The sequence below is a fragment of the Neochlamydia sp. S13 genome (assembly GCF_000648235.2).
GTDB lineage: Bacteria > Chlamydiota > Chlamydiia > Chlamydiales > Parachlamydiaceae > Neochlamydia.
On record NZ_AP017977.1, the window covers coordinates 1,606,096 to 1,624,393 of the forward strand.

Annotated in this window: 10 protein-coding genes and 1 pseudogene; 8 read left to right on the top strand and 3 right to left on the bottom strand. The window is 38.3% G+C overall.

Features of this window, described 5'->3' with window-relative positions; all coding sequences use genetic code 11:
* Positions 1-72: 72 nt before the first annotated feature.
* The 3 genes from TY21_RS06165 to TY21_RS06175 all read left to right on the top strand — a co-directional run bounded on the left by TY21_RS06165 (position 73) and on the right by TY21_RS06175 (position 7,346).
* Positions 73-441, top strand: coding sequence for a hypothetical protein (locus TY21_RS06165; protein ID WP_042242201.1), 369 nt, complete (start codon positions 73-75; stop codon positions 439-441).
* Positions 442-1,015: 574 nt separating this feature from the next.
* Entirely contained in the window at positions 1,016-3,931 is a 2,916-nt protein-coding gene (gene pknD / locus TY21_RS06170; protein ID WP_042242248.1) for a serine/threonine-protein kinase PknD, read from the top strand.
* Positions 3,932-4,484: 553 nt separating this feature from the next.
* Positions 4,485-7,346 (top strand): valine--tRNA ligase, encoded by a 2,862-nt coding sequence (locus TY21_RS06175; RefSeq protein WP_042242198.1) that lies wholly within the window; start codon positions 4,485-4,487, stop codon positions 7,344-7,346.
* 226 nt (positions 7,347-7,572) lie between these two features.
* Here TY21_RS06175 and ltrA read toward each other — a convergent pair whose 3' ends face one another.
* Positions 7,573-8,823, bottom strand: coding sequence for a group II intron reverse transcriptase/maturase (gene ltrA, locus TY21_RS06180; protein ID WP_174232785.1), 1,251 nt, complete (start codon positions 8,821-8,823; stop codon positions 7,573-7,575).
* A gap of 885 nt (positions 8,824-9,708) precedes the next feature.
* Between ltrA and TY21_RS11860 the strand changes: the two are divergent.
* From TY21_RS11860 to TY21_RS06195, 3 genes and pseudogenes are all read left to right on the top strand, one after another.
* A pseudogene (locus TY21_RS11860) lies at positions 9,709-10,485 on the top strand (IS5 family transposase).
* Between the two features lie 219 nt (positions 10,486-10,704).
* Positions 10,705-12,927 carry a hypothetical protein gene (locus tag TY21_RS06190; protein ID WP_042241950.1) on the top strand — a complete coding sequence of 741 codons (2,223 nt, stop codon included), beginning with the start codon at positions 10,705-10,707 and terminating at the stop codon, positions 12,925-12,927.
* The gene (locus tag TY21_RS06195; protein ID WP_042241951.1) at positions 12,924-13,283 is read left to right on the top strand and encodes a hypothetical protein; all 360 of its coding nucleotides are present in this window, start codon (positions 12,924-12,926) and stop codon (positions 13,281-13,283) included. Before TY21_RS06190 ends, TY21_RS06195 begins: the two co-directional genes overlap by 4 nt.
* 188 nt (positions 13,284-13,471) lie before the next feature.
* Here TY21_RS06195 and TY21_RS06200 read toward each other — a convergent pair whose 3' ends face one another.
* Positions 13,472-13,915 (bottom strand): hypothetical protein, encoded by a 444-nt coding sequence (locus TY21_RS06200; protein WP_052354568.1) that lies wholly within the window; start codon positions 13,913-13,915, stop codon positions 13,472-13,474.
* A 13-nt stretch (positions 13,916-13,928) separates the two neighbouring features.
* Positions 13,929-14,990, bottom strand: coding sequence for a 3-deoxy-7-phosphoheptulonate synthase (locus TY21_RS06205; RefSeq protein WP_042241953.1), 1,062 nt, complete (start codon positions 14,988-14,990; stop codon positions 13,929-13,931).
* Positions 14,991-15,181: 191 nt separating this feature from the next.
* On the opposite strand from TY21_RS06205, the gene TY21_RS06210 reads away from it, so the two are divergent.
* Positions 15,182-16,735 carry a hypothetical protein gene (locus tag TY21_RS06210; RefSeq protein ID WP_042241955.1) on the top strand — a complete coding sequence of 518 codons (1,554 nt, stop codon included), beginning with the start codon at positions 15,182-15,184 and terminating at the stop codon, positions 16,733-16,735.
* Between the two features lie 171 nt (positions 16,736-16,906).
* Entirely contained in the window at positions 16,907-18,298 is a 1,392-nt protein-coding gene (locus TY21_RS06215; protein WP_042241957.1) for a sodium:alanine symporter family protein, read from the top strand.

Below are 18,298 nucleotides of genomic sequence, written 5' to 3' on the forward strand. Positions count from 1 at the left end.
AATATTTCTCCCCTTAGATTAGAGAAATAAATTTAGCCCTAACATAAAAGTAGATAAACAACTAAGGACAGCATGGCAAAACCTCTCGTTACCAAAAAGAAAGCAGATGCAATCTCAAATGGAGCTTTTCTTGTAGGGCTTGGCATCTTATTATACACTCATGATTGGTGGCCAGGTATTCTCCTTGTCCTATGGATAGCCGTTCTATTAAGGCAGTATTTAACAGGAAGAGTTTATGATACAATTATTTCAACTATTATCCTGTTAGGCTTGTTTCTAGTCTCCTTTATCAAAATAAATTGGTCTGTCATCATTCCTATTTTATTTGTTATCGGGGGCACTTATCTAATATTCCGAGAATATTTTTATGCAGATGAAATCATAGAAGAGCAGATCCTAGATGAACGCTCTGATAGGGCTAACGAGCACAAGGAAGATTAACAAAACTTCTTTGAATGTCATTCAAGGCATAATACTTAAGCTGGCTATATTACCTATAGGCACGTGGCTATTACGAAGCAAAAAAGGGTAAGGTGTAGGTGGCAGCAGGCCCGCAAAAGCTTAATAAAAAAGAGTAGGGGCTTTTTGCTCTTGAAGCTAGCGAATAATTATTTAAAAGCCTATTTAGAAGCAAGAGGCCCTAGCATCAATAATACTTAGCAGCAAGCTCCATTTTACTTAAGCTTTATCTAGCAAATAGGTTAGTGGATGAAGCTTATATCCATTATACGATTATGGCTACGGCTGATGAAAGTTCATAGGCAAGCTACTTCTTGCCAAGGGGACTTTTAAGCAACTCTAAAAAATCTAAAAAAAATAAATTTTTCTTATACGTAAGGCTTTAAAAAATATTGTGGAATTTTACTGTTCATATTGTCATCATCAATTTTCTCTTGAAAATCCCTCAGAGAAAGGTCGGCCAAAATTTTGCCCTTACTGCTCAACGCCCTTTCATAAAAAGCTTCAAGCTAAATCTCTGCCCCCTAATAAGCTGCCTCATGAGGAAGGCGATACAATGGCAACGGAAGCAGCCACTTCTTTTGTTTCCAGCCATCTGCCTGAAGAAAAGCAAGTTCAATTTTCTATCGGTAATTACAAAATCCTCGAAAGTATCGGCAAAGGAGGGATGGGAGAAGTTTTTTTAGCTTATGATACCTCCTGTGGACGCCGCCTAGCCCTTAAACGTATTCGTGAAGATCTACTTCAACATCCTCAAGTTCATCATCGTTTTTTAAAAGAAGCGCACATTACAAGCCAGCTGACTCATCCTGCTATTATTCCTATTTATTCTATTTATGCAGAGAAAAACCAGGCTTACTACACCATGCCTTTTGTGGAAGGAGAAACCCTAAAACAAGTTTTAAAGAATGCTAGGAAGCAAGATAAGTTAGGTCTAAAATCAGGACAAACTAGTTCAATACCCTCCTTGATGCGCATTTTTCTTAGTCTATGCCAAGCAGTGGCGTATGCTCATTCCAAAGGTATTCTTCATAGAGATCTTAAACTTGAAAATGTCATTGTAGGAAAATATGGCGAAACGGTGATCCTTGATTGGGGGCTAGCTCATCTTTTAAGAGCAGAAAGTGCAGAAGAGGAAATTTATCAAGAGCCTTCGCCAGATCTTAAACAGGGTTCTTTATATCATATTACGCGCCTTGGAAAAGTTGTGGGAACTATCGCTTATATGGCACCCGAAAGGGCTTTAGGCCAGCCAGCCACCTTTCAGACAGATATTTATTCACTGGGAGTGATTTTATACCAGATGTTAACCTTAAGGCATCCTTTCAAAAGAGGTTCTTTAAAAGACTTTAGAAAAAATATGGCTCAAGAAAAGCTGTATGATCCTTTGGAAGTAGCTCCTTATCGTGATGTACCACGTATCCTCTCTAGAATTTCTTTAAAGTGTCTTGCTGTAGCCTTAGACCAACGTTATTCAACGGTTGACGATGTGATTCATGATCTAGAAACCTACCTCGAAGGCCGTTCTGAATGGTTTCAGATAACAGAATTACAAATAAGCAATAAAAACGACTGGGAATTTCAAGAAAATGTTTTAATTGCTGAATATACTGCCATTACGCGCGGGACGGAAATTTCTGATTGGGTCAGCTTGATGATTTCTAAAGATTCTTTCGCAGAAAATACTAAAATTGAAGCGCATGTTAAACTAGGAAAAAAATGCCACGGCATTGGCTTTCTTCTTAGTATTCCAGAAATTGCTGAGCGCGCGCACCTAAATGATGGCTATTGTTTATGGCTAGGTTCTCAATCTCATCGTTCCACGAAGCTGCTGCGCTCGGCAGTAGAGGTGATGCATCACCCTGATATTTTTTTGCAAGGAGAGGAGTGGTACCATATTCGCATCGAAAAAATCGATCAAAATATTCACTTTTATTTAAATAACATTCATCAATTTTCATATATAAGTCATTTACCGTTAGCGGGCACTCACCTGGGGCTGCTGTCGAGCGACGCTGATTATGAAATTTCACCTCTTAGTATTTCAGTAGGAAGCCTTAATATCCGGGTTAATTGCCTGGCAGTTCCTGATGCGTTTCTTGCTCATAAAGATTATACCACAGCTTTAAGTGAATATCGACGTATCGGCTACTCCTTTCCGGGAACGGCTGAAGGCAGAGAAGCTATGTTTAGAGCTGGGATAACACTTCTTGAGCAAGCTCGCAACAATCATAGCGCAGAAAAAAAACAGCAACTTTATGAAGACTCTTTAGAAGAATTCTGGAAATTGCATTCTACTCCTGGTGCCCCCCTAGAATATTTAGGTAAAGCTCTCGTTTATCAGGCGTTAGATGACCCCGATGAAGAAATCAAATGTTTTGAGCTAGCGTATCGTCGCTACCCTCAACATCCTCTTCTTCCAGTGCTTGAAGAACAAATCCTTTATCGCATGCTTGAAAGTTCCAGGCATAATCGTAAAGCTACCTATCAATTTATATTATTTGTTCTACGCTACCTTCCTTCTATCATCTCGCAAAACAATGTTAGAAAGCTATTTCATAGCTTGCAAAGGCATTGGGAGCCCTTACATTTTATGTTAAATGAAAAGGAGATTGCTAAATCTGAAAAATTGAAAAATTTTGACTTTGCTATCCATCTTGCCTTTTGGACAGCCAAGCCTTATACCTTAAGTGAAATCCTAGATGATCTTACTAAGCTTGAGCCTATTCCCTTAACCTTATGCACTAACGCTATTTATGCTCTTATCGAGCTTGGCAGCTATGCCCTTGCCAAAGTTAAGTTGAACGAGTTAAATAAAAAAATTTCTTCTTCTCAAGTGCTTTTACATGAAACAGAGCTTCTTACAATTGCTATAAAAGTTTACCAGCAGCCTATCGAAAAATGTTTGGATCAACTACTTACACTATTACCTAAGCGCTCCCTTGAAAAAAGCGAGCTTCGAGCTTTAACCCATCTTATCAGATTTGCCATTAAGAAACACAACTACCCTTTTATTTTCGAAGCCGTAAAAAAAATGCATTCCTTTACCTTAGATACCGAAACTTCTATTGGGCTTAATTGTGCCTTGATTTTTGCTCATCTTGCTGAAAAAAATTGGGAAAAAGCGGGTGAATTGCTGCAACAATATCCTCTTGAAATTATCAATCAAGAGTGGCATCCTCTCCACCTATTCTACGGCATATGGCTATACATGACTAAAGGCAAAGAAAGAGCCTACCTACACTTTTCAGAGGTATTAGAGGCTCCTTTTCCTCGTTCGTGGACTCTATTTAGCCATATGATGACTTTTAAAATCGATGAAAATCCTGCCTGGTTGAATAAAGCTTTCGCGTGGGAAAAGCGTCAACTCTATTCACAAGCCGCCTTTTTTTTCCATTGTATTGGCGATCAAGAAAAACATGCTTATTACTCTCGCCTTGAAGCCCAGCAATATGTTTATGCTAAAGTCTAGAGCTAGTCTCTTTTTCATCTATCGCTAAGAATCTTTAAGCTAGCTAGGCAAACCATCATCTTTCAAGAATTATTCTTAAAAGAAGATAGGCGTCAATTAAGCTAACCAAGCTTACAGAAATGGACCCCTATAAATTTATAGTTTATTGATTTAATACCCATAAATAATTTCAAAATCAAACGCTCATAAAAAATTTTATCGAACCTAATCGTTTAAGCCCTGTTAATTATCTTAATCTACCCACCTTTTTTCTTAAAATTTTGTTTATCTAAGAAATTCATTATTTTCTAATTTTATTGCGATAGCCCATTTTTAAACCTTGGGTGCCCAGCTTGCTAAACACATCCTGTGAAAGGCACTTTTAATTTCCCCTCTTATTTATAGAAAAATAATTTTAAATATTTTAACAATTGTTTGTTAACCACTTACATTGCCTAGTTGCTTAGATTAAAATAAAAACAGCTTAGCTTCCTTAAAAATCTTACAAAATGCATCTATTAAAAAATCGCGGCTTAGCTATAATCATGCTCTTCTATAAAATTGAGAGTTTATGATGAGCCCATCCCCTTTTGAATCTACCGAACTACCTAAAGCTTATGAGGCCAAAAATGTTGATGCCAAGTGGTTTAGCTTTTGGGAAAGTAAAGGGTATTTTAGTGCTAATCCCAACTCTCCCAAAAAGCCTTTTTGTATTGTTATCCCTCCTCCTAACGTGACTGGTCAGCTTCATATGGGGCATGCACTTACTAATACTTTACAAGATGTTCTTATTCGCTGGAAACGCATGTCTGGATTTGAAGCTCTGTGGGTTCCAGGTACTGACCATGCAGGTATTTCTACTCAAACAGTGGTAGAACGCCATCTAATTAAAACTACTGGTAAAAAACGTAAAGATTTTTCCCGAGAAGAATTTCTACAACATGTTTGGAAATGGAAAGAAGAAAATGAAAGCCGTATAATCAACCAGCTAAAAAAAATGGGCTGTTCTTGTGATTGGGCACGCCAGCGCTTTACCCTCGATGAAGGAAACAACCGCGCAGTCAAAACGATGTTTAAAAAACTTTATGAGATGGGGTTGATCTATCGCGGAGATTATCTGGTAAATTGGGATCCTGTGACCCAAACCGCTCTTGCGGATGACGAGGTAGAATATGAAGAAAAGCAATCTTTTCTATGGTTTTTCCAGTATCCTTTAAGCGACGCTTCTGGTTTTGTAAGCTTTGCCACTACCCGTCCAGAAACTATGTTGGGAGATACAGCTCTTGCCGTATCCCCTAAAGATCCACGCTATGCACAGTGGATAGGTAAAACTGTCTATCACCCTTTAACTCAACAACATATTCCTCTGATTGCCGATCATCTTGTAGATCCTGACTTTGGAACGGGAGTGGTCAAAATTACACCTGCACACGATCCTATCGACTATCAAATAGGTTTATCCCATCATCTTCCTTTTATTAATATCATGACACCCGATGGTAAAATTAACGAAAAAGGCGGAAAGTATGCAGGGTTATCTATGGAAGAAGCACGCCAAGCGGTGATAGAGGAGATGCAACAGCAAGGCCTTTTAAAGCAAGTAGTTCCTCATCTTCACCGAGTAGGAGTTTCTTACCGTTCTAAAGCCATTATTCAGCCCTACATGTCTAAGCAATGGTTTATCAAGATGGAGGGCTTCGCTAAAAAATTACGTGCTGCTTTGACCGAAGAACGCATCCATTTTATTCCTAAAAATTGGGAAAACACCTATCTCCATTGGATAGATAATTTACGTGACTGGTGCATTAGCCGACAGCTATGGTGGGGACATCGCATCCCTGTATGGTATCATCGTAAAAATCCTGAAAATATTATCTGCTATGAAGGAGAAGGGCTGCCTCCGGAAATTGAAAAAAATCCATGCGATTGGGTGCAGGAAGAAGATGTGTTGGATACCTGGTTTTCATCAGGCCTTTGGCCCTTTGCAGCCTTAGGATGGCCAGAACAGAACGCTGTACTTAAAAAGTTTTATCCTAATTCCGTGTTAATTACTGGTCATGATATTTTATTTTTCTGGGTAGCCCGTATGATTTTTATGGGTGAGCAGGCGATGGAACAAGTTCCTTTTCCTGATATTTATCTGCATGGCTTGATTTACGGCAAATCTTATTGGAGAAAGACAGCAGAAGGAGGAATCTCCTATCTTACCGATAAAGAACGCTTAGAGTATGATCTAGGTAAGCCGACCCCTCCCGATGTCCAATCAAATTGGGAAAAAATGTCCAAAACTAAAGGCAACGTCATTGATCCTTTAGAAATCATCGATGAGTATGGCACGGATGCGATGCGCATGGCTTTATGTGCTAGTGCTAATCAAGCGCGCGAGATCGATTTAGATCGACGACGTTTTGAAGAATTTCGTAATTTTGCTAACAAAATTTGGAATGGGGCCCGCTTTATTTTTATGAATCTTCAGGGAGAGCATTCTTTAAGCCCCGAAGAATTCGCTCAAGGACTTAATAAAAATATCCTTGCTCTAGAAGATCGCTGGATTCTTTCTGTACTTAATCGCGTGGTCGATAAGGTTAATACTAAATTAGCTCATTATCAATTTGATCAAGCTGCCATGGAAGCCTACGATTTTTTCTGGAAAGAGTTTTGTTCTTATTATCTTGAGATCGCCAAACCCATACTTTTTGGTAAACAAGGAACAAGCGAAGACCGAAAAAACAAACAAAAGCTGTTAGCTATTGTACTTTGCCAGTCAATGCGTCTTATCCATCCTATGGCACCTTTTATCAGTGAAGAACTCTTTCAGCAACTCAAGCGTCTGCTAGGGACTAGCCCAAGGCATACAGACGCGGATCTTTATACGCAAGAAGCTATAGAGGCATTGCAGAGTCCAGCCTGTATTGTTGCCCCCTATCCCCAAGTGACTAATAAGCTAGATTGCCATGCTGAAATCGATCATGCTTTTAATATTATTGAAAATGTTGTTTACCTCATTCGTAACTTGCGAGGTGAAATGAAGCTACCTCTTAATACAGTTACCAATGTGCACATCGTAGGAAAAGAAGACGATAAACTTCTTCCTTTAATTAAAGAAAATACAAGCATTATTAAAGCATTGATAAAAATTAACGAATTTCAGCTCCACTATGTAGAGAAAGAATTTGGACTTTCCTCCTCTACCTTCTATCAAAGTCTTAAGATCATTATTCCTATACCCGAAGAACTCATGAAGCAGGAAAAAGCTCGCCTGTTGAAAGAAAAAGAGCGCTTAAATTTGGCCATTGATAAAATTAATATACAATTGGCTAATCATGACTTTGTAGCCAAAGCTCCTGCCCCCTTGATTCAAAAACATACAGAGCAATTGGCACAAGCCAAGAAAAGCTTAGAGGAAGTTACTACAAAGCTAAGCCAATTGACATAAATACAAGAAAACTTAAGATTCACGCCTATTAAAAATTGTTTAAGAAATTTTATCTGCCTACTAGGTAGATAAACTTTTTGAACTGACTTAAATAAATAAGTCGATGCACCCTTTTTAGTATAAATAAATTTTACTTATACGCTTTAAAAAAAGTCGAGTAGCGCGAGGGGATCACACCCTCACGCTCTCACAGTTCCGTACGTGAGCCTCTCAGCTCATACGGCTCCTATTGTCTAGTCGCAGGTATGGCGCCCATTTTCCAGTGAGCAAATAGCTGAGGTTCTCGTTTTGCGATCCCTCCCAACCAATGCATTGCCCTTCTGCTGTGGCCTCTTAACTTCTTGTATTTCCTTTCCGCCCACCTTGCTAATGTACGGTTTGCAACATTGAAAATTTGATAGAGTTCTGATTTGTAATATTTACCATAGTAGTTGATCCAACCTCTTATCATGGGGTTAAACATTCTTGATAAATCTACAATCTTCTTGTCACTGCGCAGATGCATTTTCCAACTTCTCATCGTACTCGTTATTGCTTTCTTTGCTTTATTGCTTACTGCGGGACTAAAGTTGATGAAGAGCTTTCCATACCGATTCTTTGATCTTCTGGCTCTAAAAGTATATCCCAAAAAATCAAATTTCTCGTTTAGGTATCTTTTTCTTCGTTCATCATCTTTGCAATAGACGATTTTTGTCTTTGCAGGATGCAACTCCAGTTTGCATTGAGCTAAGCGTTCTGCAATAGCTTTCTTTATTTCGTTGGCTTGCGCTTCCGTTTGACAGTGAACCACTATATCATCAGCATAACGCTCGAATGGATTACCTGGATAGCATTTCCTCATCCATTCGTCTAAGGCATAATGAAGAAATAGATTGGCTAGTAAAGGGCTGATTACACCCCCTTGTGGAGTCCCTCTATCTCTTTTTATAAGTTTCCCGTCTGCATCTTGCTCTGGCGCTTTTAGCCAGCGTTCTATATACAGAAGAATCCATTGGCTTTCGGTGTGTTTCCTTACGGCTCTCATCACGAGCTCGTGGTCTAAATTATCGAAAAATCCTTTGATATCAAGGTCAATAACATAGTCGTTGCGCCAACATCTCTGTCTAGCGACTCCTACGGCTTCTAACGCTGATTTTCCAGGTCTGTACCCATAAGAATCAGGATGAAAATGTGGGTCAATCTCTGGCTCTAGATACAGCTTAACGACCATCTGTGCGATTCTGTCTGATACTGTGGGTATTCCCAGCTTTCTCAGCTTTCCATCACTTTTTGGTATGGCAACTATCTTTACGGGAGGCGGAAAGTAGCTCCCCGACGATAGGCGATTCCAAAGTTTATACAGATTGTCTTTAAGATTCTTTTCAAATTCTTCTATAGACTCTTCGTCAACACCTGCTGCTCCTTTGTTAGCTTTTACTCTCTTGTATGCTTCCCATACAATGGATTTAGAAATACAATACGACTTTGCTGTATTCATCGATTCCTCCTGTTTCCAGTTGTTCGATTAATCTTAAGCTAAACAATATAGTCCCCTTCGCTCCACCTCCATTACAGAGGTCTCCTCACTACTACGGGCTATTCCGCCCCTGTTCCTTGCATCGGTACTCTGGTTCTTATGGGGCTTCCATTTGAACTTCTCCCTTTTCATCAAGGCGACAGGTTCCCACGTTCCGTATAAGAGCCTGTAGTTAAGTTCACGTCACCTTTATGCCGGATGCCATCTAAGCAGTTAATATTAGGTTTCCCTTAGATTTGTCCTGGGTTAACTAAGACCCCCCAGTTTTGACATCATCCCTATGCTTTCGACACGTCATCAGTGATTCATTTGCATTCGTCTCCTTAACTCTCACCTGATATAGTCTTGCTATACCTTTTCCTTAACGCTCACCACATGGGCTCTTTACCCATGCAGCTTAAGGTGGTTTGTAACCTATGCCTAAGTCATCGGTTACTAGGGGCCTTCCCTAATCTCTTGTACAGCATCTTTGACCCGCCGTTGGCTTGTCAAAGTTCGTGGCGCACCTAAGTCTGCATACCTAGCCCTCTGAAAGTTGCCTCTCTACTTAATGAGAGGAATTTTATAAAGTACGGGATTACATAAGAAGTAGCTTGAAAGCGTATTACTTTAAGTTTTTGCCCTAACTTTTTTCCTTTATCAAAAGCCCTGGAAAGCACCTATAAATGCTGAAAAGTAATAAATAGAGGGATAGCAGGAGAAAAAAGAGGATCTTACTGCGCATTCTCTAGCATTTATTCGGTTACCCATAACTTCCTTTAATCGCTTAGAATCCATGATACTTAGAGACATTCTCTGAATTATTAAAATTGTTTAAAATATAGGCTGTTTAACCAGGAGCCTAATATGATAAGAAAACCTTATCCTAGCGATTTAAATAATCAAGAATGGCAAGTGCTTGAACCTATAATATGCAAGAAAAAAGCTGGCAAGCCACCTAAGCACTCTAGACGAGAGATGCTTAATGCCATCTTTTATGTCTTAAGGACAGGTTGTCAATGGACAGATCTTCCTCATGATCTACCTCCTTGGAAATCGGTCTATTCTCAGTTTTTAAGATGGAAACAGACTCATTTATTCGAACAAATTAATACTTATTTAAGGCGATCGCTTCGCCAAAGCTTAGGCAAGTTAGCGGAACTTAAGTGCAGGTATAGTCGATAGCCAAAGTGTTAAAACAACTGAAAAAAAGGGCTCTGCGGATACGACGGCGGCAAGAAAGTTAAAGGTAGGAAAAGACACATAGTGGTGGATCACTTGAGACTGTTAATAGCAGTTGTAGTAAGTAGCGCAGCTTGTAGCGACAGAGATGGGCTGAAAGCGCCATTCTATTATTTCCAGGGGAAAGTTTTATGGCCAAAAAAAATATTTGCCGATACAGGATATAGCGGGGAAGAAATGAGATTAGAAGCAGCTTTGCATGGTATTGATTTAACAGTCATTAAAAGATCTAAGCTAAAAGGATTTCATTTACAAGCAAAAAGATGGATAGTAGAAAGAACATTTGCCTGGTTTGGCAAATGCCGCAGATTAAGTAAGGATTATGAGGCCTTGCCAAACACCAGCCAAGCGTTCCTCTACTTAGCTATGATACGCCTGATGGTAAGAAGAATGGCGCAATAAATTAATTCAGAGAATGTCTCTTAGGCTTTTTCATTAAGCAAAGAACAATAGCTATGATTCAATTAAAATATATCACACTATCAGCTCTTTAACTTATTCAAAATTAAAATTTAAACAAAACAAACAAAACTTAACTTTCAACCAATACTAAAATAAATTAACCCTCTTAAACAAACCATATATTATATATAATTAAAAAATTTTCTGTTTAGGATGATGATGAATAATGATTACAATAGCTTATTAAATTTTCGGGAAAAGTTTGCGACACAGCCTGAAGAAAATCGCGATCTAAGTTTAAGCCAAAAGCATACTTTAGAACAGGCAAAGATAAGTGAACAAGCCAAGGAAAGTTTGGCAAATAGAAGCTTGCCTTTAAGCACTCTTGAAGAAAGACAGAGAACGAATAGCACACGAGTTACTCAGCTTTCTATTAAAACTCACCATCCTGAAGACAAGCTCTTGTCATCAGAAAGTACACCTACAAATGACCAAGGCAAGCATTTTGAGAGACCTACCCAAGTTAAAAAATTAGGAAAGTTATTCGAAAGAGTGCAAGAATGGCAGCCTATTCATGCTGTCATTTCTACTCCTGAAAGCATTACTGTTTTCCCTCCTTTTTCTGAAAAATCTCTTTCATTAACTCGTGTAAAGATAGAGGAAAGAAAAAAAGTAAAAGGTAAAGAAAAAGAAGAAAAGGAAAGTATTAATGAGTCAGAAACATTCCTCGCTTCCTCGAGAGAGAAAAATTACCTCCTCTATGTTTCTGCCAACAATCTTTTAACAATAGAAAATTTCGAAGAATTAGACAAGTTTTCTAAGGATGAAGTGATTAAAGAAATGATCAATCAAGCAAAGCATTTAGCTAACCTTCCAATATCTATAGATGAGCCTTATATTATCACTACCTCCCAGCTACTTTATCATCAAGCTGCCAGAAGTAACCTACTTGCTGGGAATGTTGAAATGGGCCTTGAACTATTAGCCGAAGCTGCCCAGCAAGCGATTCCTTTTTCGCCAGAGAATTTATCCAAAATTGAAAAGATAATAAAAATGCCCGTAGATACATTAAATGGCATCGTATTAAGCGATGTAGGCACCTGGGCAATCAAGGATCAAGCCATTCGCTCCTATATTAGAACTTATGATAACGAAAAAAGATTTTGCTGGGAAATTAAACTGAACGATCAAGCCTGTGAACACCTACAAGAATGGTTGAAAGTTATCATTCCACAAGAAAAACTATGGAAAAAAAGTTTAACTTCTTTAATTGATCTTTCTCCACAACTTGAGGAAAGAGGATACCGCTATGAAAAACAAATCAATGGAAAGTTTGTGCCCACTGAAGCATATGAGCTGCCGGGAGCTCCAACCATGATTATTGATTTCAAAAACTTAGGGCAAATTATTATTCCTCATTCTCATAAAATCAAAACCTTAGCAGATCAAATAGAAGTCAATATAGAAGTCAATATTGACCTAAAAGGTGATACTCTGCCTCACGAAATAGTCAAAAAAGTTCACATGCTTTTAAGTATAGTAGGTTGCCCTCCCGCTTTAGTCCCTAGTCGCAACATAGATAAGGAAAGGCTAGTTTTTAATCAGCTTTTTAATGCATTTTTTCCAGATGATGCTAAGATATTAAATAAGCAGCCAGGATATTTTAATTTATCTTTAGACGCCTTAAAAACCGCGATTATCAAACAAAAGCCTGAGATGGATCCCTATATAAAAGAATACATAGATAATAAAAAATACTGTTGGGTAGAAACTCTACCTGGTAAGAAAGTGCTTTCCTTTAATATGTCTGATAAAATGCGTCACGAAGGGGCTCTGGGCCTTATGCTAGGATTAACAGGTCCGCACCCTGAAAGAACCTTATCTCTTATCCTTAAAGAAGGTTTGCTTTCTAGCCAATTAAGATATAGCGCTGGAAATTTCATTCAAGGATCAAGTGTGCCGCAAGACTACCAATCAGGAGGAGCAGAATCGGTTTTTACTCGACTAGTGACAAAAAAAATGTTGAATTATAAGGTAGAAGAGTTTGCTAAAGCTGGGCATATTCAACTGTTAATAGATTTAAAAGCTGTAAATCCTGCCAATTCTTACGGTCATCGGCATGATGCCTTCGGTTCACGCACAGCTAGACGAGTCAGCTTAAAAGATTTAACTTTTAATATGGAGTCATCTACGCTCGATGATCATCCTGGAAGGAGTAATGAAGTGATGATTAGGGATTACATAGCTCCCCATTTCATAAAAAAAATTGTTGCGCAAACCGAAGAAGTTAAAGAAAATATTATCAATAGGCTTATTCACGATAATATTGTTGAAAAAAAAGAAAATGAATGGCACATTAAAGGATTAATCGAGCAATCTAACAGAAATATAGATGACTTTATTATCATAAATGATAGCTTTAATATGGAGATGTGGAAATGAGTGTACCAACTTACTCAGCTGTTTATTATGTTTTGGAAAGCGAACAAGGTGGCATCAACCCCTTGGCAATACGTCCACAAATAAAGAATCAAGGAAAAGTAATTGAGTGGGAAGACACAGGCCATGGATTTTGGAGCAAACTTACGACAACCCCTAGTACTAGAGATGAAATGATTTCTTATTGTCCTACAGAAATCATCGTTCCAATTTCAGATACCCATCAGCTTAAGCTTGTCTACCTTACTAAAGAAATTTTTGATAAACATATTTCTAAAAATGCAGCTATGCAACCCAAGTTTGAGACCACGCAAGAGCTGCAAAATTATTACTTAAATACCAATTTTTATGGATATTGAATTTTCAAATAATTAGCATATTGATTATGTCAGAAGATAGGAATTATCGCTACCTTTGCAGGACTGCTCGGGCCCTTATTTGAATTGATTAGTCTTAATAATTAGACAGCTTAATTTTAGCTACTTGGCGGATAGTGGCTGGAGCTATAAGTAAGGAATCGAGCTTATTAATAACCAATATCCCTTACTTAGTTTGATTCATCTTCTCCTACTCGAATAATTTCATGCCATAAATGATGCCGCCACTCTTCTACCACCCTGCCATCAGCTATTAAGTCAACTTTATAAGTTAATATTCCTTTAGTATTAAAGTAGCGCTCATTCGCCAAAACATATAGATATGAGCCATGTGATTTTTTTAAAGGAAGAGTTAATTTCACCTGCTCTTTATTGCGTAATTGAATATAGATATCTAAATGCAAATTCTCACTCTTTAAATAGGGATAAGGAATAGACCAGGAGATTAGCAGTTGTTGTTCTACGGGCGGATTGGCAAGCATAGGATCGGGTGTTCCTACACGATAGCTTGCTAAAGATTCTTTTGTAAAATAGGAAGATTGGACGGATAAATAAGCGTTCTTAGAACATCCCCCTAAAACATATAAAAATAATACTAAACAAATGGTTCTCACATTACCTGCTTCTTTAAAAATTACAGCTTGCAGAATGCAAGGTCTGATTAAAGTTGTTCTCCATTTTATTATAAGCCTCACGAATAAGCGCGGCAGTCGTCTCCCAGTCTATACAGGGATCTGTAAGAGAAACCGCATAGCGTAGAAGCTGAGGGTTTTTCAACATGGGCTGATTACCTGCATGTAGATGGCTTTCTAACATTAGACCACGGATGGAAGCATTGCCCTCGATAATTTGATTAATGACTGAATGAAACACCTGGCATTGCTGCTCATGCAGACGCTTAGAGTTACCATGTGAGCAATCGATAAGAAAATTTAAAGGTAAATTAAATTTTGTCAAAGATTTTACAACCTGCGCAAGAGATGCAGGCTCAAAATTGGTACCCGAATCACTTCCCCTTAAAACTACATGCCCTTTAAAATTACCTTGTGTATGCATAACAGAGATTTGGCCCTCCTGATTTATTCCCATATAAGAGTGGGGCTGAGCAGAAGAAATAACACCATGAATAGCAACTTCTACATTTCCTTCTACACTATTTTTAAATGCTACTGGCATAGGCAAGCCAGAAGCCATTTGGCGATGTGTCTGAGAAGCTGAAGTGCGCGCTCCAATACATCCCCATGCAATTAGATCATCAAGATAAGCACAAGAATGAGGCTCAAGAAATTCTGCAGCCGTGGGAATTTTTAAACGGGCAAGATCTATTAAAAGTTGCCTTGTTAATTTAAGGCCCTGTTCGATATTATTGCTATTGTTAAGTTCAGGATCATGTAAAAAACCTTTCCAGCCCACAACAGTACGAGGTTTTTCAAAATAGGTGCGCATGACAATTAAAAATTGGTCGGCAACTTCATGCATTAAAAGTTTTAATTTAAAAGCATATTCACGTATAGATTTCATATCATGAATAGAACAAGGTCCTACAATAATCAGATGCCTTCGATCTTTCCCTTCCAAAATATTAGAAATTTCTTTTCGTGCATTTTCTATAAATAGGATGGCCTCAGCATCTAAAGGATATAATGTTTTTAACTCCCTCGGCGACGGAAGTGGTTTATAATGAAGCATAAGCTCTTATTAAATTAAAGGTAGATTGAAAAGCTGAAGGTTAGCAAAAAGCAAGATTAAATACCAACTAGGATACAAAGCCTGAATCACAGACTTTTTCTTTTTTATAAGCTATATAATATTTTTAAAAATATTTACTAATAAAAAAATTTAAAACTTTTTATAATGAACTACCCCCCTACTTCTTAAAAATGCAAAAACTAAAGTTAGTCTTCGAAAAGCTGCGAAAACAATATTCTTCTATTAAAGCCCTTAAGCCTTACCCTGAAATTGATTGGCTACCTATTGAAAGTAGTGGCTTGGAAAACTTTAGTGCTAATTATGCTGCAGGAAGGATAACAATAAAAGCTCAAGGCTATCTAGGCGCGATTTATGCTCTCCAACAAATTCATACTGGAATTCGCAGCGGCCATCTTGCCGATTTTTTAGGGCATATTAAACCTCGATTTAAAATTCGCCCTTTATGGATAGAAGATTCTGTTAAAGCTCTTTTAGGCGAGCCTCATAAAATAGAAGCATTTGCTACAGCCGTGTTGGAATTAGGATATAATACCATTATTGTTGATCAGTCTAGTGATCAAATAAATCTTACGAGCCTTTGTGCAGCTTTGCAAAGTTATGGACTAAAAGTTGTTCTAAAGCTTTCGCATTTTCAAGCTCAGCACCAAGCTATTTGCTCACCTTTAATCCCAGATTATAGCGATAAAGTTAAAAGCTACATTAGCCAAATCTCCTCTCAAAATGCCCATTATGATTTTCTTTTTTGGGAAAGTCAATGGCAGCGTCCTGAATTTTTAGAAGCCCCAGGTGTGGATTTTTATACTCTACCCGAAGTAGTCTTAGAAGAAGCCCACTTATTGGAAAATATTTTAGAAAAATCTAAAACTTTAATTTTCTATGTGCCTGCAGATGAAGAAGAATCTGCTCAGCAAAGTGCTAGCTGGATGTCACGTCTAGCTATCGATTTACGACAGAACACTATTTTAGCTTATTCTGCGACTGCTGGAGATTGCTTGCTTAATAATCAATCCCCACATCCTTTTTGGAATCAACTCCGTCATCAAATTGAGAAATCTTTCTCCCCTTTAATGCCTATCCTCAATGTAGGGCAAGTGCCTCAAAGTGAGGGCTTATGGCCTCTTTTAGCTGATGATTTAATTGATGAATACATGTTACGTTGCCAAAATGAACGTTTTATAGGAGTCTTATGCGTAGCTAATCAACTGCCCGCTAAAAAAGGAATTCACCACTGTAACCTATGGACAGCTTCCCAAATGATGTGGAACGCCCAGATACCTGCCTTTATGTGGGTAGAAACATGGTTTTCCGCTCATCGTCCTGATTGGAATTACAATTTTTATGCCCCTTTTTTGTGCCAAATAGGCTTATTATCAAAACAGCTAAGCCTACTGCGTTCTTTGGCTAAGCAACAAAGTGCCGGTCATCTATCTAGCCAGGAGTGCCGCTTATTTATAGATTCTCTTCTTATCCAGATCGATGCCCTTATGAGTAGAATGGATAGAGAAGAAAGAAAATGCCTACAAAAAAGTGAAAATACCCCTCTTGGAGAATACTTCAAATTTTTCGCTGAAGATGCTCGTTTTATTATTTTGCAGATTCTCCCCGACCTTAACCTATCACTTCCCCATTCACTTAAAGAAAAAGATATGAGAGGCTCTTTAGAGCAGCGCTCAAAACATCGCCTGCTGCATGAGCAAAAGCAAGGGAAGGAATTTCTTTTTTAACTTCTTTACCCACTTTTCTAAAGTGGCCTTAAAATTTAAAGAAATTAACTCATATGAAAAGCCTTTAATATAATTTTTAGTTTAATCGCTTACCTGCTGTTAACCGCTTTAGACTTTAATAAAAAGCTTTTTTAAGATATTCTTTTTCTTCCTCAAACAAAGGACTTCCTGATGGAAAATGTGGATATTTTTCTGAATAACTTTAAAAACGCTATCTGGAGTGCACCTCTTCTTATTTTTCTTATCGGCACCGGGGCTTACTTGACCATTATTTTGAAAGGTGTGCAGTTTCGTTATCTCGGCTATGCAATCAAACAAGTATTTGCCCGCACGCGCCAAAATTCTCAAGGAGATATTAGCCCTTTTGAAGCATTAATGACCTCTTTAGCAGGCGCTATTGGAACAGGAGCAATTGTGGGAGTAGCTACAGGTTTAGCTGTCGGTGGCTTAGGTTCAATTTTTTGGATGTGGATAACAGCATTTGTAGGAATGGCTACTAAATATGCAGAATCTATACTAGCCGTAAAATATCGGATAATAGATGACCGTGGCGAGATGATGGGTGGCCCCATGCAGTATATTGAGAAAGGTTTGGGCTGGAAATGGATGGCTCTCCTGTTTGCTCTTTTAGGAGCTTTAGCGGCAATTACTACTGGCAATCTAGTACAGGTTAATGCTATTACCGAAGCTATTCAGCATCTTAAAGCGGTGGATCCTTTTTGGACAGGAATTGTACTAGCCGGCATTACAGGATTAGTTATTATTGGAGGGGTTAAAAGTATTGGCCATGTTGCCGGAGTATTAGTCCCTATTATGGCTTTATTTTATATTATCGGCGGGCTTATTGTTATTACTTTTCATTTTGATAAAATTCCCCATGCTTTTGGACTCATCATCAAAACTGCTTTTACAGGGCAAGGGGCAACCGGTGGATTTGTAGGAGCTACTCTTATGATGGCTATACAATCAGGGGTCTCGCGTAGCGTATTTTCCAATGAAGCAGGTCTAGGAATTTCATCTATAGCGGCGGCGGCTGCCAAAACCGATAGTCCTGGGCGTCAAGGCATGATTACGATGACAGGCGCTTTAATTTCTACAGTGATTGTTTGCACAGTAACGGGCCTTGTATTAGCAGTTACCCAGGTGCAGGGAGCTATCAACGATTCAGGAGAGGTTTTAAATGGGGCTGCGATGGCATTTGCAGCCTTTGAATCCACCATCCCTGGCGGCAGTTATATTGTTTCTATTGGCCTTATTTTATTTGCTTTTTCTACCGTACTGGCTTGGGCCTACTATGGAGAAAAATGCTTTGAATACATTTTTGGCATTAATTCTGTAAATGTTTATCGCATTTTATTCACCTTGATTATTATTCCAAGTGCTGTAACCAAGATGGAAATCGCTTGGTATTTAGCAGATATTACCAATGGATTAATGGTCATCCCTAATCTAATTTCCTTGATAGGTTTATCGGCAGTGGTTGTGGCAGAAAATGAACGTTTCTTAGCTTTAGTTCAAAAAGAAAGATTAGCCTTACAAAAAACCTTTGAATCGAAGCAATAA

What these genes read in the sequence shown, in the direction of transcription:
- pknD (WP_042242248.1), top strand. Translation starts at nt 1,016, where the DNA reads ATGGCAACGGAAGCAGCCACTTCTTTTGTTTCCAGCCATCTGCCTGAA.
- ltrA (WP_174232785.1), bottom strand. Translation starts at nt 8,823, where the DNA reads ATGAATACAGCAAAGTCGTATTGTATTTCTAAATCCATTGTATGGGAA.
- TY21_RS06215 (WP_042241957.1), top strand. Translation starts at nt 16,907, where the DNA reads ATGGAAAATGTGGATATTTTTCTGAATAACTTTAAAAACGCTATCTGG.
- TY21_RS06195 (WP_042241951.1), top strand. Translation starts at nt 12,924, where the DNA reads ATGAGTGTACCAACTTACTCAGCTGTTTATTATGTTTTGGAAAGCGAA.
- TY21_RS06165 (WP_042242201.1), top strand. Translation starts at nt 73, where the DNA reads ATGGCAAAACCTCTCGTTACCAAAAAGAAAGCAGATGCAATCTCAAAT.
- TY21_RS06205 (WP_042241953.1), bottom strand. Translation starts at nt 14,990, where the DNA reads ATGCTTCATTATAAACCACTTCCGTCGCCGAGGGAGTTAAAAACATTA.
- TY21_RS06175 (WP_042242198.1), top strand. Translation starts at nt 4,485, where the DNA reads ATGAGCCCATCCCCTTTTGAATCTACCGAACTACCTAAAGCTTATGAG.
- TY21_RS06210 (WP_042241955.1), top strand. Translation starts at nt 15,182, where the DNA reads ATGCAAAAACTAAAGTTAGTCTTCGAAAAGCTGCGAAAACAATATTCT.
- TY21_RS06190 (WP_042241950.1), top strand. Translation starts at nt 10,705, where the DNA reads ATGAATAATGATTACAATAGCTTATTAAATTTTCGGGAAAAGTTTGCG.